The organism is Marinobacter suaedae (assembly GCF_030519635.1).
Lineage (GTDB): Bacteria > Pseudomonadota > Gammaproteobacteria > Pseudomonadales > Oleiphilaceae > Marinobacter > Marinobacter suaedae.
Genome location: NZ_JAUMIS010000002.1, coordinates 871,335 through 898,253, shown reverse-complemented (window position 1 = coordinate 898,253; position 26,919 = coordinate 871,335). Strand labels below are relative to the sequence as shown.

Sequence of the window (26,919 nt, the reverse complement as noted above, 5' to 3'; positions counted from 1 at the left end):
GCGCAGGGTAGGCGCGGGTCGGCGGCCAGACGAATCAGGCCTCCTGGGCCCTTGATTCTATTGGTTTTAAACCACCTGGTTTTAAACCACCGCCGACAGTTCGACTGCGGTTACGCAGTGAGAGGTCGATTGAGTTTTTTGTCTGTTGACGCATGTTATCCGTTTTCAGGTTCACTCAGGTGCCTGGGTCTCACGTCGTGTTTCTTCTCTGGACGGCCCGGCCCTGGGTGACAATGATTCTTCGCTATGTTGCCCGTCGGTTTTCCGCACGGTTTCTCTACTCCCGGGGCAGGGGAACGGCCTTTACTGGTCCGCCCTGAGTTTCCGGGGGTAATTCCTAAGCCGGGCCCCGATAGCGAATGGGGCGCGGCGTTCAAACTCTCGAGTAGTCTCTGTATACTTCTGCCGCTGCGGTTCCTGGTGTGTTGTCCAGACCGTAGACATACGGCAGAGCACGCCGGAATATAACAGTATTCAAGGTGCCGATCAATCCTGCATTCATCTGTCAACTAAGGAATTTCATGGCTCGCCATCCCCGGCCCAAAAAGCCCGACCGAAAACCTCCGCAGCAGGCTGTCCGGTCTCGCCCGAACGAACGGCGACGAACTGCTGGCCCTGAAAAGCACCCGGAACAGCATGGGGAGAGCCGTCCGGAGGTGCAGTGGGTAACGGTGGATGAGGATGGGGCCGGTCAGCGGGTCGATAACTTTCTGCTGGCGCAGCTCCGTGGGGTTCCCAAGAGCATTGTTTACCGTATTGTCCGTAAGGGTGAGGTAAGGGTGAACAAGGGCCGAGTGAAACCGGATACTCGCCTAAAGGCCGGTGATGAAGTGAGAATTCCGCCTATTACCCGAAAAGAAAAGCCTCCGCAGGTTGCGCCGGGAAGTCGGGTGCAGGGCGTGATTGAGCAGGCCGTCATATTTGAGAATGAGCATATGCTGGTGGTCAACAAGCCTTCTGGTATAGCGGTTCATGGGGGTAGTGGCCTGAGTTTTGGGCTGATTGAAGTGCTGCGTTCCGCCAGGCCGGAAGCGCGATTCCTGGAGCTGGTGCATCGGCTGGATCGCGACACGTCGGGCCTGGTGATGATTGCGAAAAAGCGGTCTGCTCTCAGATTCTTGCAAGATGATTTGCGCCAGAAGCGGGTGCAGAAGTTCTATCACGCGCTTGTCGCAGGTGACTGGTCGTCGTCCGTCAGTAGGGTGGATGCGCCTTTGCTTCGATATGAAATGCCGAATGGTGAGCGGCGTGTGAAGGTGGATGACGAGGGTAAGGGATCATTGACGACCTTCCGGTGCCTGAAGCGATTTGCCGGTTACAGTCTGGTCGAGGCCAGCCCTGTTACCGGTCGGACTCACCAGATTCGGGTGCACTGCGCCTTCGAGGGTCATCCGATCGCGGGCGATGACAAGTATATGGATGATGTCAGCCTCAAAGCGTTCCGCGCCGCCGGTGGTCAGAGATTGATGCTCCATGCCCGTGCATTGGAGTTCAGGCTGCCGGATTCCGGTGAAAAGGTCCGGTTGGAGGCGCCTTACGATGAGGCGTTCGAGCAGACGTTGCGGTTGCTGGAAGCGCGAAACAGGAAGTCTTGAATGGAAATTAAAGCGGTTATTTTTGATTGGGACGGTACCCTGGTGGATTCCGTGGATCATATTGCGGATAGCTTGCATCAGGCGGCGACAGAGCTCGGGTATCCGGCTCTGGAGTGGGAGGCCTACCGGGATATCATCGGGCTGGGCATGGTGGAGGCGCTGGGGCGTCTGTATCCGGGCATCGAGCACGAAGAGATGTTGGCCATCCGGGAGCGTTACGCCACGTATTTCTTCAGCAAGGTGACGACGCCCCAGAATGTGTTCGATGGTATGGCGGAGGTTGTTGCCGATATTCGTCGTTCGGGCTTGGGTTGCTCCGTGGCGACAGGTAAAAGTCGTCGAGGGCTGGAGCAGGCGCTCACCTCCAGTGGTCTTGGGGTGCATTTTGATATCACCCGGTGTGCGGATGAAACGCGCTCGAAGCCAGACCCAAAAATGCTGGAAGAAATACTGGATTTTTATGGGTTTGAGCCGAAGAATGCTGTGATGATTGGCGATACCCGTTACGACCTTGAAATGGCGCAGCGCATCGGAATGCCGTCGATTGGTGTTGAGTGGGGTGTGCACAAACGGGATGTTCTGGGTGATTATGAGCCTCACGCCGTCGTGGATACCGTCAGTGATTTGCGGGCCGTACTGGGTTTGTGAGCAAACTCGTTTTTGCAGTTGATGGAGTAGCTTAATGAGTGATTGGGAATCGGAAAAGTCTCCGGAGTGGGGCGATAAGCCGGTCGCTTCCGAGCGGTCGTCGGCCAAAGGTGGAATGAATCTTCCGCCTGAGTCCGGGCGTGACTGGAAGTTGATTGAAAAGCTGGTGTTGTCCCTGCAGGCTGAGCAGCGCAAGAGTCGGCGCTGGGGAATCTTTTTCAAGTTCCTGACCTTTGCTTACCTGTTCGCTCTGCTGTTTATGTTCAAGTTGCCGGTGGGTGACGCGATCGAGGGAGTGACGGGTAAGCACACGGCGGTCGTGGCAGTGGATGGGCCAATTGCTGCCGATGAGCTGGCCAGTGCCGATAATGTCGTTGGAGCGCTGCGCTCGGCGTTCGAGGCAGAGAATTCAGCGGCCGTGGTGCTGCGGATTAACAGTCCCGGTGGCAGCCCGGTTCAGTCCGGCTATATCTACGATGAGATCCGGCGTCTGCGCGGCGAGTACCCGGATAAGAAAGTCTATGCCGTTATCTCCGATATCGGGGCATCCGGTGCCTATTACATCGCCTCTGCGGCTGACGAGATCTACGCCAACCGTGCCAGCCTTGTCGGTTCTATTGGTGTGGTGGCCGGTGGCTTTGGCTTCACCGAGGTGATGGATAAGATCGGGGTGGAGCGTCGCTTGTACACGGCCGGTGAAAACAAAGCGTTCCTTGACCCATTCTCTCCCGAGCGTCAGGAGGAGGTGTCTTTCTGGGAGAATGTGCTTGAAAACACCCATCAGCAATTTATTGAAGCGGTGAAGTCGGGCCGGGGCGAGCGTCTGGCAGAGGACGAGCGGCTGTTCAGCGGTCTGGTGTGGAGTGGTGAGCAGGCGGTCGAGTTGGGGCTGGTGGATGGTCTCGGCAGCACGTCCTGGGTGGCTCGTCAGTTGGTGGGTGAGGAAGAGCTGGTGGACTACAGCCGTCGCAAGTCCCCGCTGCAAAATCTGGTTGACCAGCTGGGCGTTGCGTTTGGTGAGGGTTTTGCCGCCCAGATGATCCAGTCCCGGTTGGAGCTTCGATAGCGTTAGTTTGTTGTCGGCTCCAGCAGCGGGTTGCGGCCCCATTGTCTGAGCATGTCGATCAGGGCGATGAGCGGCAGGCCAATCAGGCTGTTGGGGTCCCGCCCATTCAGTGATCGGAAAAGAGTGATGCCGAGGCCCTCCATCTTAAAGCTGCCGGCACAATCGTAAGGCTGTTCCCGGTTCAGATAGGCTTCAATCTCAGTGGTGTCGAGGTCCCGGAAGTGAACCTCAAAGGGCTCGCAATGCATCTGAAGCCGGTTGGATTGGCTGTCGAGCAAAGCCAGGCCCGTCAGGAACAGGACGCTCTGGCCGCTGCTCCGGCTCAATTGCTCCACTGCCTGTTGGTGAGTGCCGGGTTTGTTCAGCAAGGTGCCGTCCGGAAGACAGGCGACCTGGTCGGAGCCTATGATCCAGTGCTGGTTGTATTGTCTGGCAAGAGTTCGCGCCTTGCTTTCGGCCAGTCGGGTGGCCAGTTGCTCGGCGGTTTCGCCGTTTATCGGTGTTTCGTCGATGTCCGGACTGGCGCATTCAAAAGGCAAGCCCAGGCGTTCCAGCAAGGCCCTTCGATAAGGCGATGAGGAGGCCAGCAGCAGGGTGGATGTGGTCATGGTTGTCGATCTCTTTTGTCGTGTTTCGCCATGGACTTATCGTAGAATACACCTATCCACACCAAAACCCCGCTCAAAACATAACGAAGTCTTTGACAGCGGGGAGTCACCCCCCTAAAATTGCGCGCCTATGTCAAAAGCGTCATGCGCCGGTTTGCCCAAGTCTGTCGACCCTTACAAGTTGGCGGAGCAGCACAGCACACTGGAGGGAGAAATTCCTCTCAGTGCTTTGTCTCGTTTCCGGGAAGCAGTTTCGGAAGTGAGCGAAGACGCTGTGTGCAGCGTCACGCTGTCCTTTTATATGGATGGGGAGCGCAGGCGTATTGTTTCGGGTGAACTGAAAGCGCCGGTCATCCTGGAGTGCCAGCGCTGCATGGGAGATATGCAGGTAACGCTGACCTCTGAGTTTACACTGGGTCTTGTGACCAGTGATGAACAGGCGCAACGGTTGCCGAAGGATCTCGAGCCGTTTCTGACGGACGATTTCAGTGCAGATTTGTGGTCGATGGTGGAAGACGAGTTATTACTGGTTCTGCCTCCGTTTCCGCTGCACAACCGGAGCGAATGCCCGGCGAAAGAAGATCTGGAAGCTTTGGAGCCGAAAGTGGAGTCCGAAGCGGAAAAGGCCCCGGCGAAGGAGAACCCTTTCAGCGTGCTGGCGGATCTCAAGAAATCGAAACATTGAGCAGGTGCGCACTCCGCTGAGAGGGCGGCGCATCGGTACGAACACACACTAGCTTTACGTAAAAAGGTCAGGAGCAAAATCATGGCTGTACAGCAAAACCGAAAGACCCGTTCCAAGCGGGGCATGCGCCGTTCCCACGACGCTCTGAGCGCCGCCACTCTGTCCACTGATGCGACAACCGGCGAAGTTCATCGTCGTCACCACGTTTCTCCGGACGGTTTCTACCGCGGTAAGCAAGTTGTAGAAGCACGGGACGAGTAAATCTCGCGTGACTCTCACCGCCCGGTATCGGATGGATAGACGGTGAATCCCGTTACCATCGCTGTAGATGCTATGAGTGGTGACCGCGGCCCCGGTGTTGTGGTTTCAGCAGCATTGGATGCGGTACGAGAAAACGAAGCCTTGAGTCTTATTCTGGTAGGTGTCCGGAGTGAGCTCGAGGCTTTGTTGTGTGGAGAGCACAGTCGTATTCGTATTGTCGAAGCAGCGGATGTGGTGCGCATGAATGAGCGCCCATCCCACGCCCTGCGACACAAGAAAAACTCTTCCATGGCCATTGCGCTTGGCCTTGTCCGCGACGGTGAAGCCCAGGGCTGCGTCAGCGCGGGTAATACCGGTGCGCTCATGGCGTTCGGCCGGTCCATTATCCGGATGCATCCGGGGATCGAGCGCCCTGCTATTTGTAAACTATTGCCTTCCCTGCGTGGTCGCTGTCACGTCCTCGATCTTGGTGCGACGGTCGACGCCTCCGCCGAGAACCTTTACCAGTATGCCCTGATGGGTTCGCTGATGGCCTCTGCTATTTCCGGTCAATCTGAGCCAAGGGTAGCTTTGCTGAATGTGGGTGAAGAGGAGATCAAGGGCAATGAGCAGGTTCGGCTGGCCTCTCATCTTCTGGCTCAGTGTGAGACGGTTAACTACATCGGTTACATTGAGGGCAGTGACCTGTTCCGGGATGTTGCCGATGTCGTGGTTTGTGATGGTTTTGTTGGCAATGTTGCACTCAAGACAGGTGAGGGTGTCGCGGGGCTGCTTATTGATCTGATTGAGCAGGCTTTTACTCGCGGGGCCTATAGCCGTTTTGTCGGTTTTCTGGCGCGGCCAATAATCGGCCGGTTGCTAAGGTTGATGGACCCGGCGCGTCACAATGGTGCCAGCCTGCTTGGGCTGCAGGGGGTGGTGATAAAGAGCCACGGTAATGCCAATGAGCGGGCGATGCTTTCGGCCATTCGCCAGGCGGTCCGCGAGGTGGATATGGAAGTACCCCGGCGCATCAACGAGCGTCTCGACGACCTGTTGGTATAGTCTACTGAGACTAAAGTCTCTCTGCCCCGGCACCTGTTTTTGGGGATAATTGCGCCGGCTTTTACTAATAGCTAATCCCCTGAAACCCCTCATACACGTTAAGATCCTGCTTATGAAATCTGCTTTTCTCTTTCCGGGACAGGGTTCCCAGTCTGTTGGCATGTTGTCTGACGCCGCATCGGAATGGCCGATTGTTGCCGAGACATTTTCCGAGGCATCCGCGGCATTGGGTTATGACCTCTGGCAGGTGTGCCAGGAAGGTCCGGCTGGCGAGCTTAACCAGACAACCGTCACCCAGCCAGCGCTGCTGACAGCCAGCGTCGCGCTCTGGAGGCAATGGTGTCAGGCCGGAGGTCCGCGGCCGGATTATGTCGCCGGGCATAGCCTTGGCGAATACAGTGCGCTGGTAGTAGCTGAGAGTTTGGGTTTTGCCGAGGCAGTGAAGCTGGTTCGTCTGCGGGGTGAGTTGATGCAAGGCGCCGTACCTGCCGGCGAGGGAAAAATGGCGGCCATTCTGGGGCTTGAAGACCAGGAGGTGGTCGCTGCCTGCGAAAGCGCGTCCCAGGGTGACGTCGTATCGGCCGTGAACTTCAACGCTCCGGGGCAAGTCGTTGTGGCCGGGTCTGCCGCTGCCGTCGAGCGTGCCATTGAGGCATGCAAAGAGAAGGGGGCCCGCAAGGCCATGCCCTTGCCTGTAAGTGTGCCTTCACATTGCGCCTTAATGCGGGGAGCAGCGAATAAACTGGCTGAAGCTCTGGAAGATGTTTCTTTTAACGATGCTGTCATCCCGGTTGTCCAGAATGTCCATGCAGGCGTCGAATCAGAGGCTGCGATTCTGCGGGAGAACCTGCTAAAGCAATTGTATTCTCCCGTGCTCTGGACCGATTCGGTTCGCAAGCTGATGCAGGAAGGTGTAACCGTGGCTGCAGAGTGTGGTGCGGGGAAAGTGCTGGCGGGACTTGCCAAGCGCATTGACCGGAGTCTGGCGGTGCATGGTCTGGAAAACCCGGAGTCATTCAGCGTCGCCCTTGATGCATTCAACAAGTCGTAACGGATTGGAGCAATTGATGACTCTTGAAGGAAAAACTGCGCTGGTGACCGGTGGCACACGGGGTATTGGCAAGGCGATCGTGCATGCACTGGCCAGCCAGGGCGCAGAAGTCGTGGGTACAGCAACCAGTTCCGATGGCGCGGAAAGCATTACCAAGGCATTGAGCGATGCTGGTTTGAAAGGCTATGGGATTGTGATGAACGTGGCAGACCCGGAGAGTATCGACGCAGGCCTTAAAGAGGTCGCGGAAAGATCCGGTGCGCCCGTGATTCTGGTAAACAATGCCGGGATTACCCGGGATAACCTGTTGATGCGCCTGAAAGACGATGACTGGACATCGGTGCTCGAAACCAACCTGTCGAGCGTTTACCGTACCAGTAAGGCCGTTCTTCGGGGGATGGCCAAAGCCCGTTGGGGGCGCATTATCAATATCAGTTCCGTGGTTGCCGGCATGGGGAATCCCGGCCAGGGCAATTACTGCGCGGCCAAGGCGGGTGTAGAAGGATTTACTCGCAGTCTGGCGAAGGAAATGTCGAACCGGGGAATTACCGCAAACTGCGTGGCCCCCGGCTTTATTGACACTGACATGACAAAAAAACTGGACGACCGTCAGCGCGAGGCTATGCTGGAAATCATACCGGCAGGGCGCCTGGGTGAACCCGAGGAGGTTGCTGCTGTTGTCGCATTCCTGGCGTCGGATGCAGCAGCCTATGTGAGTGGTGAAACCATTCACGTGAACGGCGGAATGTACATGGGATAACGGCGGATGAGGGCGCAAGCCCTTGTCGCGCAAGATGTTTAACCGGATCCCTGCTTGTTTGCGGGTAGGGTTTACTCTAAACTTGCAGCACTAAAGTTGCTTGGTTGAAACACAAAGTGAGGACATTATGAGTACAGTTGAAGAGCGCGTTAAGAAGATTGTTTGTGAACAGTTGGGCGTGAAGGAGTCCGAAGTTCAGAACACCTCTTCGTTCGTAGAGGACCTTGGCGCTGACTCACTGGACACCGTTGAGCTGGTGATGGCTCTGGAAGAGGAATTCGAGACTGAAATTCCTGACGAAGAGGCCGAGAAGCTGGCGACGGTTCAGGACGCAATCGACTACATTGTCGCGCATACCTGATAGCTCGCTGCTTTACTGAAGCCAGGCAGAAGCCGTCCTTTCGTTAGACTAAAGGGCGGCTTTTTTATTGCTTTGAAATCAGGTTCAATCAGTGCCCCACCCACACAGAACTTCAGGTGAAACGGGTTATGAGTAAACGACGGGTTGTCATCACCGGGCTGGGCATGTTGTCCCCGCTGGGAAATGACGTTGAGAGCTCCTGGGCAGGTATTCAGGCCGGGCGAAGTGGCATCGGCATGATTGACCGCTTTGATGCCTCCGATTACAACACGCGCATTGGCGGTGCGATCAAGGATCTGGATCTGGAACCATGGTTGTCGCCTAAGGATGCCAGAAAGCTGGATGCCTTTATTCATTACGGTCTTATCGCGGCACAGCAGGCTGTGGATGACAGCGGACTGGGCGATTACGATCAGCTCGATAAAGAGCGGGTGGGAATCGCAATTGGTTCCGGCATCGGTGGGCTGGAGTTCATTGAAAAGAATGTCCTTAGTATGGACAAGTCCGGCCCCCGAAAGGTATCCCCGTTCTTCGTACCGGCCTCTGTCATCAATATGATCTCCGGTAACGCCGGGATACGGTTCGGCTTCAAAGGGCCGAATATTGCGATCGTGACGGCCTGTACCACCGGTACCCACAATATTGGCTACGCGGCGCGAACCATTGCATACGGTGATGCGGATGTGATGCTCGCCGGTGGCTCGGAAATGGCCACCACGCGCACGGGTATTGCTGCATTCTCTGCGGCCCGGGCGCTTTCCACCCGCAACGACGAGCCGGAGAAAGCCAGCCGACCCTGGGACAAGGAGCGCGATGGCTTTGTACTGAGTGATGGTGCCGGTGTTGTGGTCCTCGAAGAGCTGGAGCACGCGCGGAAGCGGGGCGCCACCATTTATGGGGAAGTTGTCGGTTTCGGTATGAGCGACGATGCACACCATATTACGGCACCTCCGGAGAATGGCGAGGGCGCTGCTCGTTCCATGCAGGGCGCGCTTCGTGACGCCGGTATCTCGCCTGAGGACGTGGATTATATCAATGCCCATGGAACGTCCACCCAGGTGGGCGATGTGGCTGAGGTGAAAGCGGTTAAGAGTGTCTTTGGTGATCACGCTGGCCAGCTTGCCATGAGCAGCACCAAATCGATGACAGGGCACTTGCTCGGTGCTGCCGGTGCGGTTGAAGGTATCTTCTCGGTGCTTGCCATCCGGGACGGGGTGCTGCCTCCGACCATTAACCTCGACAATCCCGACGAGGGATGCGATCTGGATTTTGTCGCCAATCAGAGCCGCAAGGCGGATGTGCGGGTAGCGTTGTCTAATTCGTTTGGTTTCGGTGGAACCAACGGCACGTTGATTTTCAAACGCTACGAGGATTGACCTCGACGATGCTCAAGCTGTTCTGGGCAGATGAGGGCGGCCTGCCGGCCAATGATCGTGGGCTTGCCTACGGCGACGGGCTGTTTGAAACCATCCGCATGCGGGGCCGGCAGGGTGTCCTGCTCGGCCGCCATGTTGATCGTCTGACGCGGGATGCCGGCCGGCTTGGTATCCCGGTGTCGCGATCGGAGTTGGACAACATCTGCCGAGCGGCAGCCGAGCGTTACTCGGACGCCTTCAAGGGCGATGGTTGGATCCTAAAGCTGATGCTCACCCGGGGGGCAGGGGGGCGTGGCTACCAGCCGGATGCCAAGAGTCAGCCCCATGTGCTGGCTTCGGCGTCGGCATTGCCGGCGCAACCTGATTCCGCCGGCGTTTGCGTGGACTTTTCCCCTGTAACACTCACTGTGAACCCTTTCCTGGCGGGCATGAAAACCCTGAATCGTCTCGAACAGGTGATGGCAGCCAGGGACATTCAGGGCGATCGGTTTGAAATGCTGATGCTCGATGGGCATGGCCACCTGATTGAAGGCACCCGTACCAACCTTCTGGCCCGGTTTGATTCCGGCTGGGTTAGCCCTCCCAAAGCCTCTTTGGCGGTTGCTGGTGTGCTGCGAGAATGGATTCTAGAGCGCCTGCGAACTCAGGGCGATTCTGTTGAGGAGCGTCATCTCGCGGCTTCCGATGTGTCAGGCCCGAAGTGCAGGGGACTGTTCCTGCTGAACAGTGTGTTGGGCGTGGTACCGGTCAGTCAGGTTGCAGACCACCAGTTGCCAGTGTATGGCGGGCTTGCGACAATCTTCGACCCTAACGATCTACTGGAATAAAGCTTTTGTTCAAGAAGTTACTTATCGGCGTATTCAGCGCGGCCGTCCTGGCCGCCACCGGAACCGGCCTGTGGCTATGGCAGGGGTTAGACACACTCGAGCAGCCCGTGGCTCTGGATGAGCCCGTTCTGTTCAATGTTCCAAAGGGAACCGCATTTGCCCAGGTTGCTCGTCAACTGGAGCAGGAAGGGTTGGTGGAGCGAGACTTGTGGTTACGTATTCATGGTCGCCTTTTCCCCCAGGAGGCCCAGGTCAAGGCTGGTGAGTATGAGTTTACTCCGGGTATGACTGCCCGTGAGATGCTTGCGACCATGGTATCCGGCGATACCAAGCACTGGTCTGTGCAGTTTATCGAAGGCTGGACCTTTGCCGATATGAGGGCAGCCCTGGCCAGTCACGACCGATTGAAGAAGCTCACCACAGACTGGTCCGATGAGCAGATCATGGAAGCAGTGGGTGCCGAAGGTGAGCACCCTGAGGGCCGTTTTTTCCCGGATACGTACCTGTTCACCAGCTCAGAGTCGGATCTGGACCTGCTGCAGCGGGCGTTCGATACCATGACTGAGGTACTGGCCGAGGAATGGGAAGCGAAAGAAGAGGGATTGCCGTACGACACGCCTTACGAAGCACTGATCATGGCGTCCATTGTTGAGCGGGAAACCGGCGTTCCCTATGAGCGTGAGCAGGTCGCTGGCGTATTTGTGCGCCGCTTGCAGAAGGGAATGCGCCTGCAGACAGATCCCACCGTCATTTATGGTATGGGTGACAACTATGAGGGCCGGATTCGAAGCCGTGACCTCAGGGCTTACACGCCCTACAACACCTATCGCATCAACGGCCTGCCGCCAACACCCATCGCCCTGCCGGGGCGCGGTGCCATTCACGCAGCGTTGAATCCGGATGATGGCAAAGCGCTTTATTTTGTTGCCCGTGGTGATGGCACCCACAAGTTTTCCCGCACCTTGTCTGAACATAATAAAGCCGTTCGCGAGTTTCAGCTCAATCGTCGGGAGGATTACCGTTCTTCACCCGCAGTCCAGAAAGAGGATGACGGTGCTAACGGAGACGCAGGATGAGTCAGCGCGGGCTGTTTATTACGTTTGAGGGCACCGAAGGGGTAGGCAAGTCCACTCAGTTGGCCAATGCTGCCGCCACGCTTGAGTCTCTGGGAGTGGATTTCATTCAGACCCGGGAGCCGGGCGGAACGCCCATGGCGGAATCGATTCGGGAGTTGTTGCTGGCCCCGCGGGACGAGCCTGTTAATGAAACCACCGAACTCCTGCTGATGTTTGCGGCCCGGGCCCAGCATTTATACACCCGGATATTGCCGGCTCTGGAGCGCGGACAGTGGGTGTTGTGCGATCGTTTCACCGATGCCACGTTTGCCTATCAAGGCGGCGGCCGGGGTGTGAGCGAAGACAGGATTGCCCAGCTTGAAACCCTGGTGCAGGGAGAGGTCCGACCGGATCATGTTGTGCTTCTGGACGCGCCCGTCGAAACGGGTATGGCCCGGGCTCGAAAACGCGGCGAACTTGACCGTTTCGAGCAGGAGGCGGTGGCCTTTTTCGAGCGAATTCGCGACACCTACCGTCGCCGGGCCGGTGACGATCCTCGCCGTTATCACATTGTTGACGCGAGCTCACCACTGGAAACCGTCACGACTCAGGTTAGGGACCTGATGTGCAAGTTCCACGCTGATCTGCTTTAATTTCAACCATATTCTCTGAATTTGGGGTTGCGTGACGTCTATGCTTGATGCCCAGTTGGTGAAATTGCCGGTTGCCGCTCATAAGCACCACCATGAACATCATCAGGTGGTCGTAGGTGTCCAGGGTACCGCTGACCTTAATGTTGAAGGGACCGGTTCTCGCCTCGATACCTGGAATGCGTGCCTGGTACCGACGGAGGCGACCCATGATTACTGCGGTGACAGCCAGAATCATGTGCTTGTGATTAATCTGGATCCGGAACTGCCACAGCTCAGCTCTCCCGCTCACGGTGATTACGAATCTCTCGCGCCATTATTCGAGCGCCCGCGAACCCTGGTCATGGACAGCAAAATGCAGGGGCTGGTTCAGTTCGCCGCTGGGGAAATCGATCGTTCACCCGCCAACATGCCCATGCAGCGGCATCTGGCAGCAAGCATACTGCACTGTATGGCCGATCGTCTCAGTGAAAACCGGGAGGCTCCGGTTCATCGCAAGGTCATACAGCCCGGCGCAATCCGACGATACATCCTCGAGAACCTGCATCGAAAAATCACCGTCAAGGACCTGGCGGGCGTTGCCTGCCTCAGTGTCAGTCGGTTTCATGAATTATTCCGGGCAGCGACCGGTGTGACTCCTCATCAGTTTATCCTGCAGACTCGCCTGGATCAGGCGGCCAAGCTGCTGGTGTCCTCATCCCTTTCCGTTTCGGAAGTCAGCTATCACACGGGATTTTCATCCCACAGTGCATTAACGAATGCCCTGCGAAAGCAGCGGGGAACGACCCCGACAAAATTGCGATTTGGTGAAAAAGCAGCCTGATTCCGTGGGTTACCGGCTTTTGGGAAAATTTCGCAAAAGAATCGTAGGATTTTGTAACCCCCGGTTTTGCATGAGTCAGTAAGTTAGTCGGTCCTGAAACTTCAGGATGTCGGATACGCGTCACCCACGGGTGGCCGTTCTTTGGTTGTCCCTCTCGTCCTGTTTGTCACCAGGGCGCAGGCGGAGAGCCCTTTGAATGCCAACAAAAAACACAACCCAGACTAGCGCATGGGGAGAAAACCAAAATGATTGGAAATAGTGTTGGAATAAGTATCACGTTTATCGCCTACATCTTGTTGATGCTGGGTGTTGGCTATGTGGCGTGGAAACGCACATCTAACTTGTCGGACTACATCCTCGGTGGCCGCAGTCTTGGTCCGATGCCTTCGGCGATCAGTGCCGGTGCGTCCGATATGAGTGGCTGGTTGCTGCTGGGCCTTCCGGGCTACGCCTATGCCGCCGGCTATGAGGCCATCTGGATTGCTGTTGGTCTTCTGGCAGGTACCTGGCTGAACTGGCTGTTTGTGGCCAGCCGCCTGCGTACCTACTCGCAGGCTGCCGGTGATTCCCTGACTCTGCCGTCCTATTTCGAGAACCGTTTTCACGATACCAGCCGCATCCTGCGGGTGGTTTGTGCCTTCTTCATCCTGATGTTTTTCCTGTTTTACACCAGCTCTGGCCTGGTTGCAGGCGGCAAGCTGTTTGAGACGGTGTTCGGCCTGGACTACACCGTGGCGGTTATCGTGGGCACCATTGCGGTGGTTTCCTACACCTTCTTCGGTGGTTTCCTGGCGGTTACCTGGACCGACGTTATTCAGGGCCTGCTGATGTTTGCAGCCTTGCTGCTGGTGCCCATCATGGCAATCAACGCCGATGGTGGCTGGGGCGCGGCGACCGCGGCCATGGAAGCCAAGAACCCCGAGTTCCTGGATGCCTGGACTGATACTGACGGTAATGCACTGGGTGTTCTGGCTATTTTGTCTCTGCTGGGCTGGGGTCTGGGCTACTTTGGTCAGCCCCACATCCTGGCGCGTTTCAAGGCGATCCGTAGCGAAGACGACGTACCGGCTGCCCGCCGCATTGCGGTTACCTGGAGTGGTTTGGGTCTGCTGGGCGCACTGCTGTGTGGCTTTGCGGCGATTGGCTATTTTGAAACCCCGCTGGAAGACGGTGAGCGTGCGTTTATGCTGCTGGTGGATGCCCTGTTCCACCCGGTCATCGCCGGTATCCTGCTGGCTGCGATCCTCGCGGCGATCATGAGTACTGCGGATTCCCAGCTACTGGTGTCCTCTTCAGCTTTGGCTGAAGACTTCTACAAGGCGCTGTTCCGCAAGGAGGCGTCCCAGGAAGAGCTGGTTTGGGTTGGGCGTCTTGCTGTGGTGGGTATTGCCATCATCGCCTGTATCCTCGGCCTGAATCCGGACAGTAAGGTTCTGGAGCTGGTGTCCTACGCCTGGGCAGGCTTTGGTGCCGCATTCGGTCCGGCGCTGATCCTGTCGCTGTTCTGGCGTGGCATGACTCGCAATGGCGCCCTGGCCGGTATCATTGTCGGTGGTGCGACCGTTGTGATCTGGGGCAACATGTCCGGTGGTATCCTGGACCTGTACGAGATCATTCCGGGCTTCCTGTTCGCCACCATTGCGATCGTGGTTGTCTCCAAGTTTGGTGACGAGCCGCATGCGAAGATCCTGGAAGGTTTTGATAAGGCCATCAAGGCCCGCTATCACAACCTGCCGTAAGCGGTGGGACCGAGCCCGGTGACTACCGGGTTTCGGCCGCTAACCTTAAAAGCCCCCGTCAGCAATGGCGGGGGCTTTTTTTTGCCCGGCAACCCGGTGTTATACATAAGTCGAAGCCGTGACCTTGTGGCTGGCAGTCGTTTCGCCAAACCGCTAACGTGATAAAGACGTAGGACGTGTCCCGAAATAACTATAACCATTTGAGGATTAAGGCTTATGAATACCAAGAGTCTGAGCAGGACTGCTCTGGGGGTGGTCGCAGCCGCCGCCGTATCGTTTTCCTCTGGCCTTCAGGCCGAAGGCAATTACGTCATGGGTACCGCGACCACCGGCGGCACTTACTACCCCGTTGGTGTGGCCATCTCCACCCTGGTGAAGGTCAAGCTGGAGCCGCAGACCAACATCTCGGTGTCGGCCATCAGCTCCGCCGGTTCCGGAGAAAATCTGAAACTCATGGATGAAGGCCAGATCCAGTTCGGCATCTTGCAGGGTCTTTACGGCGCCTACGCCTGGAACGGCACCGGTCCTGTGGCCAAGCCCTACAAGAACCTGCGCTCGGTCTCCATGCTGTGGCAGAACGTCGAGCATTTTGTAGTCCGCAACTCCATGGTTGAGTCCGGCACCATCTCCGATATGACCAACCTGTACGATGAAAGCTTCTCCATCGGTGCCCGCAATTCCGGCACTGAAGGCTCTGGCCGTTTTATCCTGGGCAAGCTGGGGGTCGATCTCGAGCAGGTGGACCTTGCCTACCTGGGCTACGGCCCCAGTGCCGATGCCATGCAGAATGGCAACATTGACGGCATGAACATTCCGGCAGGTGTGCCGGCCTCGGCCGTGACCCGTGCCTACGCTAACCTGGGTGATGAGATCACCACCCTGGACTTCACCGCCGAGCAGCTGGCGGAGGTTAACAGTGACTTTGAGCTGTGGACCCCGTACACCATTCCGGCCGGCACCTATCCGAACCAGGACAAGGACATCAACACCATCGCCCAGCCCAACATTATGGCGGTCCGTGCAGATGTCTCCGAGGAGGATGTGTATCAGATCACCAAGACGATCTATGCCAACCTGCCGTTCCTGAACAACATCCATCCGGCCACCAAGGCGATGGCCCTGGAGAAGGCGATTGCCGGCCTGCCCATGCCACTGCATCCGGGGGCTGCCCGTTTCTACCGTGAACAGGGCCTTGAGATCCCTGAGCGACTGATTGCGGAGTAATCGTGGCGGAGCCATCAACGGGCGAACCTCTGTCTGAGGTTCGCGACGAAAGCGCGAGCGATGCCAGCGAGCGCCTTGATCACCGGCTGTTAGGGCCGGTGATTTTTGGTTTGGCCATCGCCACCTCGCTGATCCACCTGTATTTCAACACGGTGTCCACGCTATCGGAGCTGTGGACATCGGCGCTTCACTTTGGCCTGTTCGGTCTTATCTGTGCGTTAACCACGCCAATGCTGAAGGCGCGCTCGGTATCCGGCCAGCGGTTGGTGCTGGGTGTGGATGTGGTGCTCGGGCTGACCGCGCTGGCCTGTGCCGTCTACCTGATGCTGTTCGAGAACGCGTTGTATGAGCGTGGTGTGACCTTCAGCACCGCGGACTGGATTTTCTCCATTGCTGCCGTCTTGCTGATACTGGAATTCGCCCGCCGCACCGTGGGCTGGTTTATCCCGGTACTGTGTATTCTGGCGCTGTCCTATGTGGCCTGGTGGGGGCAATATGTGGACGGCATTTTCAATTTCCCGGGCCTGACCTGGGAGACCGTCCTGTTCCGGTCCTACATCGGGGGGCAGGGCATGCTCGGGTCCATCGCCCGCATCTCCTGGACCTACGTTTTCATGTTTATCCTGTTCGGGGCTTTCCTGGTGAAATCCGGTGCCGGGGATTTCATCATTGAACTGGCCCGCTGCGCGGCTGGCCGGTTTGTCGGGGGGCCGGGCTTTGTTGCCGTGTTCTCGTCCGGGTTGATGGGCTCGGTCTCAGGCTCCAGTGTCGCCAATACCGTGTCTACCGGCGTGATTACCATTCCTCTGATGCGCAAGGCCGGCTTTCCGCCGCGTTTCGCCGCAGGAGTCGAAGCTGCCGCTTCCACGGGTGGCCAGCTGATGCCACCGGTGATGGGGGCCGGGGCCTTTATCATGGCGTCCTACACCCAGGTGTCCTACCTGACGATTATTTCGGTCGCGGCCTTGCCGGCACTGCTGTATTTCCTGTCGGTCGCTATGTTTGTCCGGATCGAGGCCAAGCGCAGCCACGCCATCAAACTGGAAGATGATGACGCGCCCACCTTGAAAGAGGTGCTCAAGGACGGCTGGCACTTTCTGTTGCCGCTGGTGGTCCTGGTGGCTGCCCTCGTCTACGGCTTCACGCCAACCTACGCGGCGGGCATTGCCATCCTGTCGGTGATTGTGGCGTCCTGGCTGTCCAGGCATCCGATGGGGCCTAAGGACATCCTGGACGCACTGGTTATGGGGGCCCGGAATATCACCACCACGGCCATTCTGCTGATCACCGTTGGTCTTATCGTGATGGTGGTGTCTACCACCGGTATCGGTAATACCTTCTCGATCATGATTGCCGACTGGGCCGGAGGCAGCCTGCTGATCACCATCATACTGGTGGCGCTGGCGTCGCTGATCCTTGGCATGGGTTTGCCGGTGACCGCAGCCTATATCGTGCTGGCGACGCTGTCTGCGCCGGCCATCTACAATCTGATTGCCCAGAGCCAATTGCTGGATATGGTGATGAACGGCAACCTGCCGGAGCAGGCCAAGTCGATCTTCATGCTGGTGGCGCCGGACAAGCTGGAGTTGCTGAATGCGCCGATGGACCGTGCCACCGCCGAGCAATTGCTGGCGTCGGTGCCGGATACCTTCAGCAATCAGCTGTTGGAGCAGGCGCTGTCGCCGGCCATCCTGTCCATGGCACTGGTGGCGGCACACATGATCATTTTCTGGCTGTCCCAGGATTCCAACGTGACGCCCCCGGTGTGCCTGACTGCCTTTGCCGCGGCGGCCATTGCCGGCACACCGCAGATGCGCACCGGTTTCACCGCCTGGAAGCTGGCCAAGGGGTTGTACATCGTGCCTATGCTGTTCGCCTATTCCCCGTTGATTACCGGCGACTTTGACCAGATGTTGCAGGTGTTCTGCTTCGCGCTGCTGGGCATCTACGCCATCGTCGCCGGGCTGGAAGGCTACCTGGAGCATCCGCTAAACCCAGCGGTTCGGGTGCTGATGTTCCCCATTGGTTTGCTTATGCTGTGGCCCCATGGTCAGGTCCTGCTGGACGTCACCGGTTTGGTGATTTTCATCATCGCGTTCGTGTGGAGCAGCCGCCAGAGTGGGCGACTGTCCCGGCCAGCCGTCACGTAACGGAACCCGACTATGACCCTGATCGAGGTTCTGGCGCTGCTTGCGCTGGGTGGCATCGCCGGCTTCATCAATGTGCTGTCGGCGGGAGGCTCGATGCTGACGCTGCCACTGCTGATGTTCCTTGGGTTACCACCCCAGGTGGCGAACGGCACCAATCGGGTGGCGATTACCCTGCAGAGCATAACCGCCGTGGGCAGCTTCTACCGTATGGGCCACGGCAACCTGATGGTCAGTCTGTACCTGGCGTTTCCGGCGATCCTGGGATCGCTTCTGGGGGCCTGGGTTGCCACCTGGGTGCCGGACGCCGTGTTTGAGATGGTGCTGGTGTCGGCAATGATTGGCGCGTCGGTATTCATGCTGCTGCCTCAGCCATCCCTGAATACCCGACCTTTGACCACCGAGCGGTTGAGCCCTGTCATCTACCTGGCGATGTTTTTCGTGGGTATGTATGGCGGCTTCATCCAGGTGGGGGTCGGGGTGCTGTTCATCGTGGTGCTTTACCACATGCTCAAGATCGACCTGCGCCAGGTAAACGTGCTCAAGGTGTCCATCGTGCTGCCGTTTACCTTCGCTGCGCTGCTGGTGTTCGCCTTTAACGACCAGGTACGTTGGAGCGTGGGGCTGACCCTCGCCGTTGGCAATGTCACCGGTGCCTTTGTGGCTACCCGGGTCAATATGAGCAAGCAGGGCGCGCGCTGGGTCAAGGCCATTACTCTGGTCATGGTGGTGGCCATTCTACTGCGACTGATTCTGTACTGATGTTCGACGAGTGAGGTGTATAACAATGAAGGCAATGGTTATTGAAGAGTTTGGCGGCCCGGAGGTGTTCGTCGAGCGTGAGGTGGACACCCCCGAACCGGCCGAGGGCCAGGTTCGCATCAAGGTGGTGGCCTCCAGTGTCAATCCGCTGGAAACCAAGATCCGCTCCGGGCTGGTCAAGACCGGCCCGGCCATGCCGGCGACCCTGAATGGTGATGTGTCCGGCATCGTTGACAAGCTCGGGCCGGGGGTGACCGGCTTCGCCGAAGGCGATGAGGTCTTTGGCTGTGCCGGCGGAGTGAAGGGCTGGCAGGGTGCCCTGGCCGATTACATGATTGCTGATGCGCGCGTGCTGGGTAAGCGCACTCCCGCGATGCGGTTGCCACTGAACGAGTGCGCGGCTCTACCGCTGGTGTTCCTGACTGCCTGGAGCGCCCTGGTGGATCGGGCCCAGATCCAGCCCGGAGAGCACGTGCTGATTCATGCCGGCACCGGCGGGGTGGGCCACGTCGCCATCCAGATCGCCAAGTACATGGGCGCCCGAGTGGCAACCACGGTGTCCAGCGAAGAAAAAGCCGAACTGGCCCGGGATCTGGGTGCTGACGACATCATCTTCTACAAGGATGAGACGGTGGAGGAGTACAAGCAGAGACTTACCGGCGGCAAGGGCTTCAGCCTGGTGTTTGACACCGTTGGAGGCGTGAACCTGGACCGCTCCATCGAGGCTGCGGCGGTGAATGGACGTCTTTGCTCGATCAATACCCGCTCGAGCCACGATCTCAGTCTGATGCACGCCAAGAGCCTGACCCTGCACGTGATTTTCCGCTCCATCGCGCTGCTGCACGGTATAGGCATGGACGATCAGCCACGGTTGGTGAAGGCTCTGTGTGACCTGCTGGAGCAGGGCAGGGTGAAGCCACTGCTGGACAGTCATCGGTTCCGGTTTACCGAGATCAGCGAAGCCCATCGGCTGATCGAGTCGGGCCAGGCGGTGGGCAAGATTCTGCTCGAACGCTGAGTTCTTGCGGCCATAAAAAAACGCCAGCCCGGAGGCTGGCGTTTTCGAGGGTTAACCCTGAAAGGTCTTAAGCGACAGTCGCCTCAGACGCTTTCTTGGTGTACTCCTCCATCTGGTCGAAGTTGAGATACTTGTAGATCTCTTTCGACATGCTGTTCAGGTCCTTCGCGTACTCCATGTACTCTGCCGGGCTCGGCAGTTTACCCAGTACCGCGCCTACCGCAGCCAGTTCCGCAGAGGTCAGGTACACGTTGGCACCATCACCCAGGCGGTTCGGGAAGTTACGGGTAGAGGTGGACAGAACGGTGGACTTCGGCGCTACACGTGCCTGGTTACCCATGCACAGGGAGCAGCCCGGCATCTCGGTGCGAACACCGGCGGTGCCGTAGGTGTTGAAATAACCTTCTTCCATCAGCTGCGCCTGGTCCATCTTGGTCGGCGGAGACATCCAAAGGCGGGTGCTCAGGGCGCCCTTGTGCTGCTCAAGCAGTTTACCAGCGGCACGGAAGTGACCGATGTTGGTCATGCAGGAGCCGATGAACACTTCGTCGACCTTGTCGCCAGCCACTTCGGACAGGAACTTGGCATCGTCCGGATCGTTCGGGCAGCACACGATCGGCTCTTTGATGTCGGCCAGGTCGATTTCGATCACGTGAGCGTATTCTGCGTCCTTGTCGGCACGCATCAGCTTCGGATCCTTCAGCCACTCTTCCATCTTCTGGGCGCGACGCTCCAGAGTACGCGGATCGCCGTAGCCTTCTGCAATCATCCAGCGCAGCATGGTGATGTTGGAGCGCAGGTACTCGGCAACGGACTCTTCAGACAGGTTGATGGTACAACCAGCTGCGGAACGCTCAGCGGAAGCGTCAGACAGCTCGAACGCCTGCTCAACGGTCAGGTGCTCAAGGCCTTCGATTTCCAGGATACGACCAGAGAACTCGTTGATCTTGCCTTTCTTCTCAACGGTCAGCATGCCCTGCTTGATGCCGTACAGCGGAATCGCGTGTACCAGATCACGCAGGGTGATGCCCGGCTGCATTTCGCCCTTGAAGCGAACCAGAACAGATTCCGGCATGTCCAGCGGCATAACGCCGGTCGCGGCTGCGAAAGCTACCAGGCCAGAACCGGCCGGGAAGGAGATGCCCATCGGGAAACGGGTGTGAGAGTCACCACCGGTACCGACGGTGTCCGGCAGCAGCATGCGGTTCAGCCAGGAGTGGATGATGCCGTCACCCGGACGCAGGGCAACACCGCCACGGGTCTGGATGAAGTCCGGCATGGTGTGCTGCATTTCAACGTCAACCGGCTTCGGATAAGCCGCAGTGTGACAGAAGGACTGCATGACCAGGTCAGACTGGAAGCCCAGGCAGGCCAGGTCTTTCAGCTCGTCACGGGTCATCGGGCCAGTGGTGTCCTGGGAACCAACGGTGGTCATCTCAGGCTCGCAGTAGGTGCCCGGACGAACGCCCTGGTCTTCTTCCAGGCCGCAGGCTTTACCAACCATCTTCTGGGCCAGGGTGAAGCCCTTGGTGCCAGCTTCCGGATCCTTCGGCAGACGGAAGGTGTCCGTAGCGCCCAGACCCAGTGCTTCGCGGGCCTTGTTGGTCAGGCCACGACCGATGATCAGCGGGATACGGCCACCGGCCTGAACTTCGTCCAGGATCACGTCAGACTTGAATCCGAATTCGGAGATGGTCTCGCCGGCTTCGTTCAGGATCTTGCCGTCGTACGGACGGATTTCGATCACATCGCCCATGTTCATGTTGTCGACCGGTGCCTCGAAAACCAGGGCGCCAGCGTCTTCCATGGTGTTGAAGAAGATTGGGGCAACCTTGTTACCGATACAGACACCGCCGGCACGCTTGTTGGGCACGCCCGGGATGTCTTCACCGAAGTACCACAGTACGGAGTTGGTGCCGGACTTACGGGAAGAACCTGTACCTACCACGTCACCTACGAAAGCAACCGGCAGGCCCTTGGACTGGATTTCTTCGATCTGCTTGATCGGGCCGGTGACGCCTTGCTCTTCAGGAGTCAGGCCGTCACGCTCCATCTTGTACATGGCGCGGGCGTGCAGAGGGATGTCCGGACGGGACCAGGCATCCGGAGCCGGAGACAGGTCGTCGGTGTTGGTTTCGCCGGTGACCTTGAACACGACCATCTTCATGCTCTCGGGTACGGCTTTCTTGTTGGTGAACCACTCGGCGTTGGCCCAGGATTCCATCACGGACTTGGCCACCGCGTTGCCGGCGTCCATTTTTTCCTTCACGTCGTTGAAGGCGTCGAACATCAGCAGGGTTTTCTTCAGCTGCTTGCCAGCCAGTTCAGCCAGCTCGGCGTCGTCCAGCAGATCCACCAGGGTGGCAATATTGTAGCCGCCCTGCATCATGCCCAGAAGCTCAACCGCTTTTTGCTTGTCCACCAGAGGAGAGGTGGCTTCGCCTTTAACGATGGCGGTCAGGAAAGCGGCCTTCACATAAGCGGCTTCATCCACGCCTGGCGGGATACGGTTTTCGAGAAGGTAAACCAGGGTTTCCTCTTCGCCTGCGGGCGGGTTCTTCAGCAGCTCAACCAGAGCCGCGGTCTGCTCCGCATTCAGGGGCTTGGGAGGAATTCCCAGGGCTTCACGTTCGGCAACGTGTTCACGATAAGCTTCTAACACGATTTGGACCCTCATCAGTTGGAATGTCCCGCAGTCGGAGCAGCCATGCCCGGCGGGAGTTTATATGGCAGAAAAGCCGTAAACTGGCGCCGCATTCTATAGGAAACCCCTTATAAAGTTAAGTTGGACAGCGGTCGGACTGGTCTGCTATGTGCGTTATACTCCCGCACCCTGTTAGATCGCCCGGGAATGACAATGAGCGCAGCACTTCAAGAGATTCACGACTTCCTGCCTTGCAGGACTCCGCAGCAATGGATTGATAACGCACTGGCCCATCAGGACCTGTTGCTCATCGACCATGCCCACTGCGAGAAAAAAGCGGCATCGACGGCGCTGAGCCTGATGTACCGCTATGTGGATAACACCGATTTGCTGAACAAGATGTCCCGGCTGGCGCGAGAAGAGCTGCGTCACTTCGAGCAGGTGCTGGCGATCATGAAAAAGCGCGGGGTGACCTACGACCACCTGACGCCAGCCCGTTATGCGGCCGGCCTTCGGGAGCTGGTTCGCACCGAGGATCCGGGCCGACTGGTGGATGTGCTTATCGTAGGGGCAATCATTGAGGCGCGTTCCTGCGAGCGTTTTGCTGCACTGGCTCCGCACCTTGATGATAAGCTGGCTGATTTTTATAACAGCCTGCTGAAGTCGGAAGCGCGGCACTATCAGGATTATCTGAAACTGGCAGAACAGGCCAACGGTGGTGCGGTCGATGATCGAGTGGCGGAGTTTCTGGCGGTGGAACATCGTCTGATCACCGAGCCTGATGCGGAATTCCGTTTCCACAGTGGGCCGGTGAACTGACTCATAGCTGGCGGCACAGCTCCATCCAGGCATCGATGCCAGCGCTGCGGTATTTCTGTTTGTGCAGGATGAAATAGAACTGGCGGTCAAAATGGCGGTGCTCCGGCGCCGTCAGCTCCACCAGGCTGCCTCGTTTGAAGGCGTCTTCCAGCACCACGCGAGACAGGCAGCCAATCCCCAGGTTGTTCTCCACGGCTCGTTTGATGGCCTCGGTGTGCTCCAGTTCCAGCAGAATGTTCAGGTCCGATAGCAGCCCATGCATGCCCCGCTCAAAGCTCTGGCGGGTGCCGGAGCCCTGCTCGCGCATAATCCAGGTAGCCTCACGCAGATCGTTGTCTGTCAGGTTTTTCTTGCTGGCCAGTGGGTGATCCGGAGAGCAGAAAATTACCAACTCGTCGTCCCGCCAGGGCAGTACCTCCAGCTCCGATGAGTGCAGCTCGCCTTCGATCAGGCCGATGTCGAGTTCGAAGTCACTGACCCGTTGTGCAATCGTTCGGGTATTGGCGACCTCCAGCGACACCTTTGGGTGGGTTGGTGTACTCATGTATTGTGCCATGACCCCAACCGCCAGGTAGTTGCCGATGGTCAGCGTTGCGCCGACCTTCAGGGCTCCCACCTCGGAATGCTTGCTGAACGCTTGCTCCAGCTCATTGGCCTGGGCAAGCACAGCTTCGACTTTCGGGCGATACAGGCGGCCCAGTTCATTCAGTTGTAAGCGCTTGCCAACCCGGTCAAACAGCTGGATATCGAACTGGTTTTCGAGCTCCTTGAGGGCGCTGCTGGCGGCTGACTGGGACATGGCCAGGGATTCGGCAGCCCGGGTGATGTTCTGGAAATGCGCAGCGGCCAGAAAGACTTCAAGTTGCCGGAAGCTGTATCTCATGGAGTACCTGTTGGTTATTGGCGCTTTTCAATCGCTTTATATCGAAAAAAGCGAATAAGGTTATGTGAATATCCCATTTTATGGATAGGTTAGCGGTGGGTTAAACTTTACGCAATTGAAAGTTACCACTCTTTCGCGATAAGCGATCCGGACAGGCACGAGGCGTAAATGAGCAATTTGATGAAAGAAACCGTCACCAGCGTCCATCACTGGAACGACACTTTGTTCAGTTTCAAGACCAGCCGGGATCCTGGTTTCCGTTTCAAGAACGGCCACTTTGTGATGATTGGCCTGGAAACCGATGGCAAGCCGCTGATGCGCGCCTACAGTATCGCCAGCGCCAATTACGAAGAAGAGCTTGAGTTCTTTTCCATCAAGGTACCTGACGGCCCGCTGACATCCCGCCTGCAAAAGATCCAGGTCGGCGACCAGATTCTGGTCAGCCGTAAACCAACCGGGACTCTGGTGCTGGACAACCTTCTGCCGGGCAAGAACCTGTGGCTGATCAGCACTGGCACCGGTCTTGCGCCATTCATGAGCATTATCAAGGACCCGGAAGTGTATGAGGCCTTCGATAAGGTCATTCTCACTCACGGTGTCCGATACGTGTCAGAACTGGCCTATCAGGATGAAATTGAAGAGCTGCCCAAGAATGAGTTCTTTGGTGAAATGGTCGACGGTAAGCTTCTCTATTATCCCACTGTGACCCGGGAGGCATTCCGCACTCAGGGGCGTCTGACCGATGCCATGGAAACCGGGAAAATTACCCGGGACCTGGGGCTTCCAGCTTTTGACGTCAATAATGATCGCTTCATGATCTGCGGAAGCCCAAGCATGCTGAAGGACACCTGCGCCATTCTGAACAATATGGGGTTCAAGGAAGCTCGTGGCGGTGACATGGGGCACTACGTGATTGAGCGGGCGTTTGTAGAGCAGTGATCCTGGCCTCAAGTAATGGCGTAGGCAACCCGGTTTCGGCCTTCGGATTTTGCCTGGTAAAGAAGGGCATCTGCCTTGGCGTAGATTTCTGTCGGCGTGCTGATGGCTGAGCCGGGTTTGAGCATGATCAGTCCGAAACTGGCGGTTATCACGCCGTCCGGATTGGCCTTATGGGGTATGCCGAGGTCGGCAATGGCCTGACGCAGTTGCTCGACAAAGGGCACTGCCTTGTCGATGGGCTGATCCATGTTCAGCAGCACACCAAATTCCTCGCCTCCCAGTCGGAACAGCAGATCTTTCTTCCGTTTCAGGACTTCGTGCAAGTGATGGCTTACCTGCTGAAGCGCCCGGTCTCCTGCCTGGTGACCGTGGGTGTCGTTGTACGTCTTGAAATTGTCGAGGTCGAACATGCAGAAGGCGAGGGGGCAGTCTTGCCTCTGGTGATGGGCAAGTTCTTCTTCGAGGACCTGATTGAAATGTCGGCGGTTGAAACAGCCGGTCAGTTCGTCGGTGATCGACAGCTCGCTCAACTTGTGATTCAAATCTTCAAGCTCCATGGTGCGGAGCCTGACTTCTTCTGTCAGTTTACTGTTTAGTGCCAGCTGGGCCGAACGTGCCGTCTGCTCTGCTTTCAGTTTTTCCGCTTTGAGGGTGTTCATCTGGTCCGCAAGACCTATGCCGAGCAGCAGAACCTGCAGGCTCGCTCCAATCTGAATTCCGTACTCGGTGAGAAAATTAGGGGCCATCAAGCCGAGCAGGTGCAGGTAGTAGATGGTAGTTCCGGCACCCAATGCCGCGTAGGCCACGATAAAAAATCGAGCCGGACGCGACCCCTGCCTTATCAGCAGCAAGTTGGTGGCTACGACAATAATTTGAGTGAGTGTGCCGGCAACAAACCAGCTGGCAAAGGACAGGGCGTAGTAGCCCAGCAAAGGAAGAATAATCAGCAGCGAGTTGAGCGCTACCGGTATCCAGTTGGCGAGATACAGCCAGCGAGGCGTGAGTTGTCTGACATTCAGGTACCCGATTGCGAAAAGGCTGAATGCGGCGTGGCTCAGCAAGGCAATGACGGCCAGAATCTGGTTGTTCAGGTCGGGAGAGTTGGGCCAGAGATACTGAAAAGCATAGCCACGGAAAACAAAGCCCCACGCGAGAATACCGGACGTTAAAAGTACATACCGTAAAAAGCCTGGTTGTCTTGTGAAGACGGCGAGAAAGAGGTTGTAGAGCATCAAGGCTCCCAACGTCCCGAAGAGAAAGCCAAATACCATGCCATCTTTTTGCAGTTGGGCGTCATGGGCCTCGGGTGACCGGAGCGTGGGCGTGAGCGTTTCATGCAGTCCGTCATGGGTGGTTTGTCGCATGAAAATGGTTACCCGCTCGCCGGGCCCAATTTCCAGTGGTTGACTCACGGTACGGGTTTTTCCCTGCCGGCTATGGAAGGGGCGGCGATCACCCGTTAGAACGACTTCGGTCGACCCATTACTCCGGACGACGTAGAAATCCAGGTAATCCACCAATACGCTGCCGGAATCCAGAATGGTATTCAGGCTCTGGCCTGTTTGGTTCAAAAGGCTGACTCGAAGCCAGAAAGCGCTCGATGTGAATTGTGGTGGTAGATCCTTGGCTCCCAACGGTCTCCATGGATGCTGATTGTTCTGAAGTGCTGCAAATTGCAGTATGCCGGAGGGATCCTCAAGAACATCGCTCCGGAGGCCGAGCGCCAGAGAGTCGAAGTCTGGGTTGCTGATAATGACTTCTCCTGCGTGGAGGGAGGGCGCTATGAGGGACAGCAGGGCCCATAGAACGCAGGTAAAAAACGTACAACCGGATCGTTTATTATTTTTCATTCGAAGGCCTTAGGCCTGAGATTCCACAATCAATAGGTGGGTATCCTAATTCAGTTTCGACTCGGTTAGTCAGTTCGGTCGCGA

The 26,919-nt window shown here is 57.5% G+C and carries 25 protein-coding genes; 21 read left to right on the top strand and 4 right to left on the bottom strand.

The features are described from left to right. The first annotated feature begins 521 nt into the window (after positions 1-521). Genes rluC through QVZ43_RS12955 form a run of 3 tightly spaced genes read left to right on the top strand, consistent with a single transcriptional unit; the run spans position 522 to position 3,309 of the window. Positions 522-1,595 carry a 23S rRNA pseudouridine(955/2504/2580) synthase RluC gene (gene rluC / locus QVZ43_RS12965; RefSeq protein WP_302910266.1) on the top strand — a complete coding sequence of 358 codons (1,074 nt, stop codon included), beginning with the start codon at positions 522-524 and terminating at the stop codon, positions 1,593-1,595. Further along, positions 1,596-2,243 carry an HAD family hydrolase gene (locus QVZ43_RS12960; RefSeq protein ID WP_302910265.1) on the top strand — a complete coding sequence of 216 codons (648 nt, stop codon included), beginning with the start codon at positions 1,596-1,598 and terminating at the stop codon, positions 2,241-2,243. It abuts the gene before it with no gap. Positions 2,244-2,277: 34 nt separating this feature from the next. After that, positions 2,278-3,309, top strand: coding sequence for a S49 family peptidase (locus QVZ43_RS12955; protein ID WP_302910264.1), 1,032 nt, complete (start codon positions 2,278-2,280; stop codon positions 3,307-3,309). A gap of 2 nt (positions 3,310-3,311) precedes the next feature. Here QVZ43_RS12955 and QVZ43_RS12950 read toward each other — a convergent pair whose 3' ends face one another. Continuing rightward, positions 3,312-3,917 (bottom strand): Maf family protein, encoded by a 606-nt coding sequence (locus tag QVZ43_RS12950; protein WP_302910263.1) that lies wholly within the window; start codon positions 3,915-3,917, stop codon positions 3,312-3,314. 130 nt (positions 3,918-4,047) lie between these two features. Between QVZ43_RS12950 and QVZ43_RS12945 the strand changes: the two genes are divergently transcribed. The 16 genes from QVZ43_RS12945 to QVZ43_RS12870 all read left to right on the top strand — a co-directional run bounded on the left by QVZ43_RS12945 (position 4,048) and on the right by QVZ43_RS12870 (position 19,700). Then, complete coding sequence (locus QVZ43_RS12945) at positions 4,048-4,602, top strand: YceD family protein (protein WP_302910262.1); 555 nt, start codon at positions 4,048-4,050, stop codon at positions 4,600-4,602. 81 nt (positions 4,603-4,683) lie between these two features. After that, positions 4,684-4,863: a 50S ribosomal protein L32 gene (gene rpmF, locus QVZ43_RS12940; protein ID WP_092021471.1), complete on the top strand. Its 180-nt coding sequence runs from the start codon at positions 4,684-4,686 to the stop codon at positions 4,861-4,863. Positions 4,864-4,905: 42 nt separating this feature from the next. Continuing rightward, positions 4,906-5,907: a phosphate acyltransferase PlsX gene (gene plsX, locus QVZ43_RS12935; protein ID WP_302910261.1), complete on the top strand. Its 1,002-nt coding sequence runs from the start codon at positions 4,906-4,908 to the stop codon at positions 5,905-5,907. A gap of 112 nt (positions 5,908-6,019) precedes the next feature. Next, positions 6,020-6,958 (top strand): ACP S-malonyltransferase, encoded by a 939-nt coding sequence (gene fabD, locus QVZ43_RS12930; protein ID WP_302910260.1) that lies wholly within the window; start codon positions 6,020-6,022, stop codon positions 6,956-6,958. 16 nt (positions 6,959-6,974) lie between these two features. Continuing rightward, a complete protein-coding gene (gene fabG, locus QVZ43_RS12925; protein WP_302910259.1) occupies positions 6,975-7,718 on the top strand; it encodes a 3-oxoacyl-ACP reductase FabG in 744 nt (247 codons plus the stop codon). 127 nt (positions 7,719-7,845) lie between these two features. Further along, a complete protein-coding gene (acpP, locus tag QVZ43_RS12920; protein ID WP_097461099.1) occupies positions 7,846-8,079 on the top strand; it encodes an acyl carrier protein in 234 nt (77 codons plus the stop codon). A 128-nt stretch (positions 8,080-8,207) separates the two neighbouring features. Then, positions 8,208-9,455, top strand: coding sequence for a beta-ketoacyl-ACP synthase II (gene fabF / locus QVZ43_RS12915; RefSeq protein ID WP_302910258.1), 1,248 nt, complete (start codon positions 8,208-8,210; stop codon positions 9,453-9,455). 8 nt (positions 9,456-9,463) lie between these two features. Beyond that, entirely contained in the window at positions 9,464-10,282 is an 819-nt protein-coding gene (gene pabC / locus QVZ43_RS12910) for an aminodeoxychorismate lyase (RefSeq protein WP_302910257.1), read from the top strand. 5 nt (positions 10,283-10,287) lie between these two features. Then, on the top strand, positions 10,288-11,358 hold the full coding sequence (gene mltG, locus QVZ43_RS12905) for an endolytic transglycosylase MltG (protein ID WP_302910256.1): 1,071 nt from the start codon (positions 10,288-10,290) through the stop codon (positions 11,356-11,358). After that, positions 11,355-11,990, top strand: a complete 636-nt coding sequence (tmk, locus tag QVZ43_RS12900) for a dTMP kinase (protein ID WP_302910255.1) — start codon at positions 11,355-11,357, stop codon at positions 11,988-11,990. The genes mltG and tmk overlap by 4 nt, the downstream gene beginning before the upstream one ends. 40 nt (positions 11,991-12,030) lie before the next feature. Beyond that, positions 12,031-12,810 carry an AraC family transcriptional regulator gene (locus tag QVZ43_RS12895; protein ID WP_302910659.1) on the top strand — a complete coding sequence of 260 codons (780 nt, stop codon included), beginning with the start codon at positions 12,031-12,033 and terminating at the stop codon, positions 12,808-12,810. A gap of 248 nt (positions 12,811-13,058) precedes the next feature. After that, positions 13,059-14,549, top strand: a complete 1,491-nt coding sequence (gene putP, locus QVZ43_RS12890) for a sodium/proline symporter PutP (protein ID WP_420890929.1) — start codon at positions 13,059-13,061, stop codon at positions 14,547-14,549. A 216-nt stretch (positions 14,550-14,765) separates the two neighbouring features. Further along, positions 14,766-15,773 (top strand): TAXI family TRAP transporter solute-binding subunit, encoded by a 1,008-nt coding sequence (locus QVZ43_RS12885; RefSeq protein WP_302910253.1) that lies wholly within the window; start codon positions 14,766-14,768, stop codon positions 15,771-15,773. Positions 15,774-15,775: 2 nt separating this feature from the next. Then, positions 15,776-17,923, top strand: coding sequence for a TRAP transporter permease (locus QVZ43_RS12880; protein WP_302910252.1), 2,148 nt, complete (start codon positions 15,776-15,778; stop codon positions 17,921-17,923). A gap of 12 nt (positions 17,924-17,935) precedes the next feature. Beyond that, a complete protein-coding gene (locus QVZ43_RS12875; RefSeq protein WP_302910251.1) occupies positions 17,936-18,682 on the top strand; it encodes a sulfite exporter TauE/SafE family protein in 747 nt (248 codons plus the stop codon). 25 nt (positions 18,683-18,707) lie between these two features. Next, positions 18,708-19,700: a zinc-dependent alcohol dehydrogenase family protein gene (locus tag QVZ43_RS12870; protein WP_302910250.1), complete on the top strand. Its 993-nt coding sequence runs from the start codon at positions 18,708-18,710 to the stop codon at positions 19,698-19,700. 67 nt (positions 19,701-19,767) lie between these two features. Here the strand turns inward: QVZ43_RS12870 and QVZ43_RS12865 are convergent, their stop codons facing one another. Beyond that, complete coding sequence (locus QVZ43_RS12865) at positions 19,768-22,362, bottom strand: bifunctional aconitate hydratase 2/2-methylisocitrate dehydratase (RefSeq protein ID WP_302910249.1); 2,595 nt, start codon at positions 22,360-22,362, stop codon at positions 19,768-19,770. Positions 22,363-22,557: 195 nt separating this feature from the next. Between QVZ43_RS12865 and QVZ43_RS12860 the strand changes: the two genes are divergently transcribed. Beyond that, the gene (locus QVZ43_RS12860; RefSeq protein WP_302910248.1) at positions 22,558-23,163 is read left to right on the top strand and encodes a MiaE family protein; all 606 of its coding nucleotides are present in this window, start codon (positions 22,558-22,560) and stop codon (positions 23,161-23,163) included. 1 nt (position 23,164) lies between these two features. Here the strand turns inward: QVZ43_RS12860 and QVZ43_RS12855 are convergent, their stop codons facing one another. Next, the gene (locus QVZ43_RS12855) at positions 23,165-24,046 is read right to left on the bottom strand and encodes a LysR family transcriptional regulator (protein WP_302910247.1); all 882 of its coding nucleotides are present in this window, start codon (positions 24,044-24,046) and stop codon (positions 23,165-23,167) included. Between the two features lie 168 nt (positions 24,047-24,214). Between QVZ43_RS12855 and QVZ43_RS12850 the strand changes: the two genes are divergently transcribed. Further along, positions 24,215-24,985: a ferredoxin--NADP reductase gene (locus tag QVZ43_RS12850; protein ID WP_302910246.1), complete on the top strand. Its 771-nt coding sequence runs from the start codon at positions 24,215-24,217 to the stop codon at positions 24,983-24,985. Positions 24,986-24,993: 8 nt separating this feature from the next. Here QVZ43_RS12850 and QVZ43_RS12845 read toward each other — a convergent pair whose 3' ends face one another. After that, positions 24,994-26,835 carry a sensor domain-containing diguanylate cyclase gene (locus tag QVZ43_RS12845; RefSeq protein ID WP_302910245.1) on the bottom strand — a complete coding sequence of 614 codons (1,842 nt, stop codon included), beginning with the start codon at positions 26,833-26,835 and terminating at the stop codon, positions 24,994-24,996. Between the last annotated feature and the right edge of the window lie 84 nt (positions 26,836-26,919).

Bases quoted from the DNA above. Each gene is read 5' to 3' on its own strand.
- rpmF (WP_092021471.1), top strand. From the start codon at position 4,684: ATGGCTGTACAGCAAAACCGAAAGACCCGTTCCAAGCGGGGCATGCGC.
- QVZ43_RS12860 (WP_302910248.1), top strand. From the start codon at position 22,558: ATGAGCGCAGCACTTCAAGAGATTCACGACTTCCTGCCTTGCAGGACT.
- QVZ43_RS12945 (WP_302910262.1), top strand. From the start codon at position 4,048: ATGTCAAAAGCGTCATGCGCCGGTTTGCCCAAGTCTGTCGACCCTTAC.
- QVZ43_RS12870 (WP_302910250.1), top strand. From the start codon at position 18,708: ATGAAGGCAATGGTTATTGAAGAGTTTGGCGGCCCGGAGGTGTTCGTC.
- QVZ43_RS12950 (WP_302910263.1), bottom strand. From the start codon at position 3,917: ATGACCACATCCACCCTGCTGCTGGCCTCCTCATCGCCTTATCGAAGG.
- QVZ43_RS12850 (WP_302910246.1), top strand. From the start codon at position 24,215: ATGAGCAATTTGATGAAAGAAACCGTCACCAGCGTCCATCACTGGAAC.
- rluC (WP_302910266.1), top strand. From the start codon at position 522: ATGGCTCGCCATCCCCGGCCCAAAAAGCCCGACCGAAAACCTCCGCAG.
- QVZ43_RS12875 (WP_302910251.1), top strand. From the start codon at position 17,936: ATGACCCTGATCGAGGTTCTGGCGCTGCTTGCGCTGGGTGGCATCGCC.
- QVZ43_RS12960 (WP_302910265.1), top strand. From the start codon at position 1,596: ATGGAAATTAAAGCGGTTATTTTTGATTGGGACGGTACCCTGGTGGAT.
- fabG (WP_302910259.1), top strand. From the start codon at position 6,975: ATGACTCTTGAAGGAAAAACTGCGCTGGTGACCGGTGGCACACGGGGT.
- fabF (WP_302910258.1), top strand. From the start codon at position 8,208: ATGAGTAAACGACGGGTTGTCATCACCGGGCTGGGCATGTTGTCCCCG.
- QVZ43_RS12885 (WP_302910253.1), top strand. From the start codon at position 14,766: ATGAATACCAAGAGTCTGAGCAGGACTGCTCTGGGGGTGGTCGCAGCC.
- pabC (WP_302910257.1), top strand. From the start codon at position 9,464: ATGCTCAAGCTGTTCTGGGCAGATGAGGGCGGCCTGCCGGCCAATGAT.
- fabD (WP_302910260.1), top strand. From the start codon at position 6,020: ATGAAATCTGCTTTTCTCTTTCCGGGACAGGGTTCCCAGTCTGTTGGC.
- QVZ43_RS12895 (WP_302910659.1), top strand. From the start codon at position 12,031: ATGCTTGATGCCCAGTTGGTGAAATTGCCGGTTGCCGCTCATAAGCAC.
- QVZ43_RS12855 (WP_302910247.1), bottom strand. From the start codon at position 24,046: ATGAGATACAGCTTCCGGCAACTTGAAGTCTTTCTGGCCGCTGCGCAT.
- tmk (WP_302910255.1), top strand. From the start codon at position 11,355: ATGAGTCAGCGCGGGCTGTTTATTACGTTTGAGGGCACCGAAGGGGTA.
- acpP (WP_097461099.1), top strand. From the start codon at position 7,846: ATGAGTACAGTTGAAGAGCGCGTTAAGAAGATTGTTTGTGAACAGTTG.
- QVZ43_RS12955 (WP_302910264.1), top strand. From the start codon at position 2,278: ATGAGTGATTGGGAATCGGAAAAGTCTCCGGAGTGGGGCGATAAGCCG.
- QVZ43_RS12845 (WP_302910245.1), bottom strand. From the start codon at position 26,835: ATGAAAAATAATAAACGATCCGGTTGTACGTTTTTTACCTGCGTTCTA.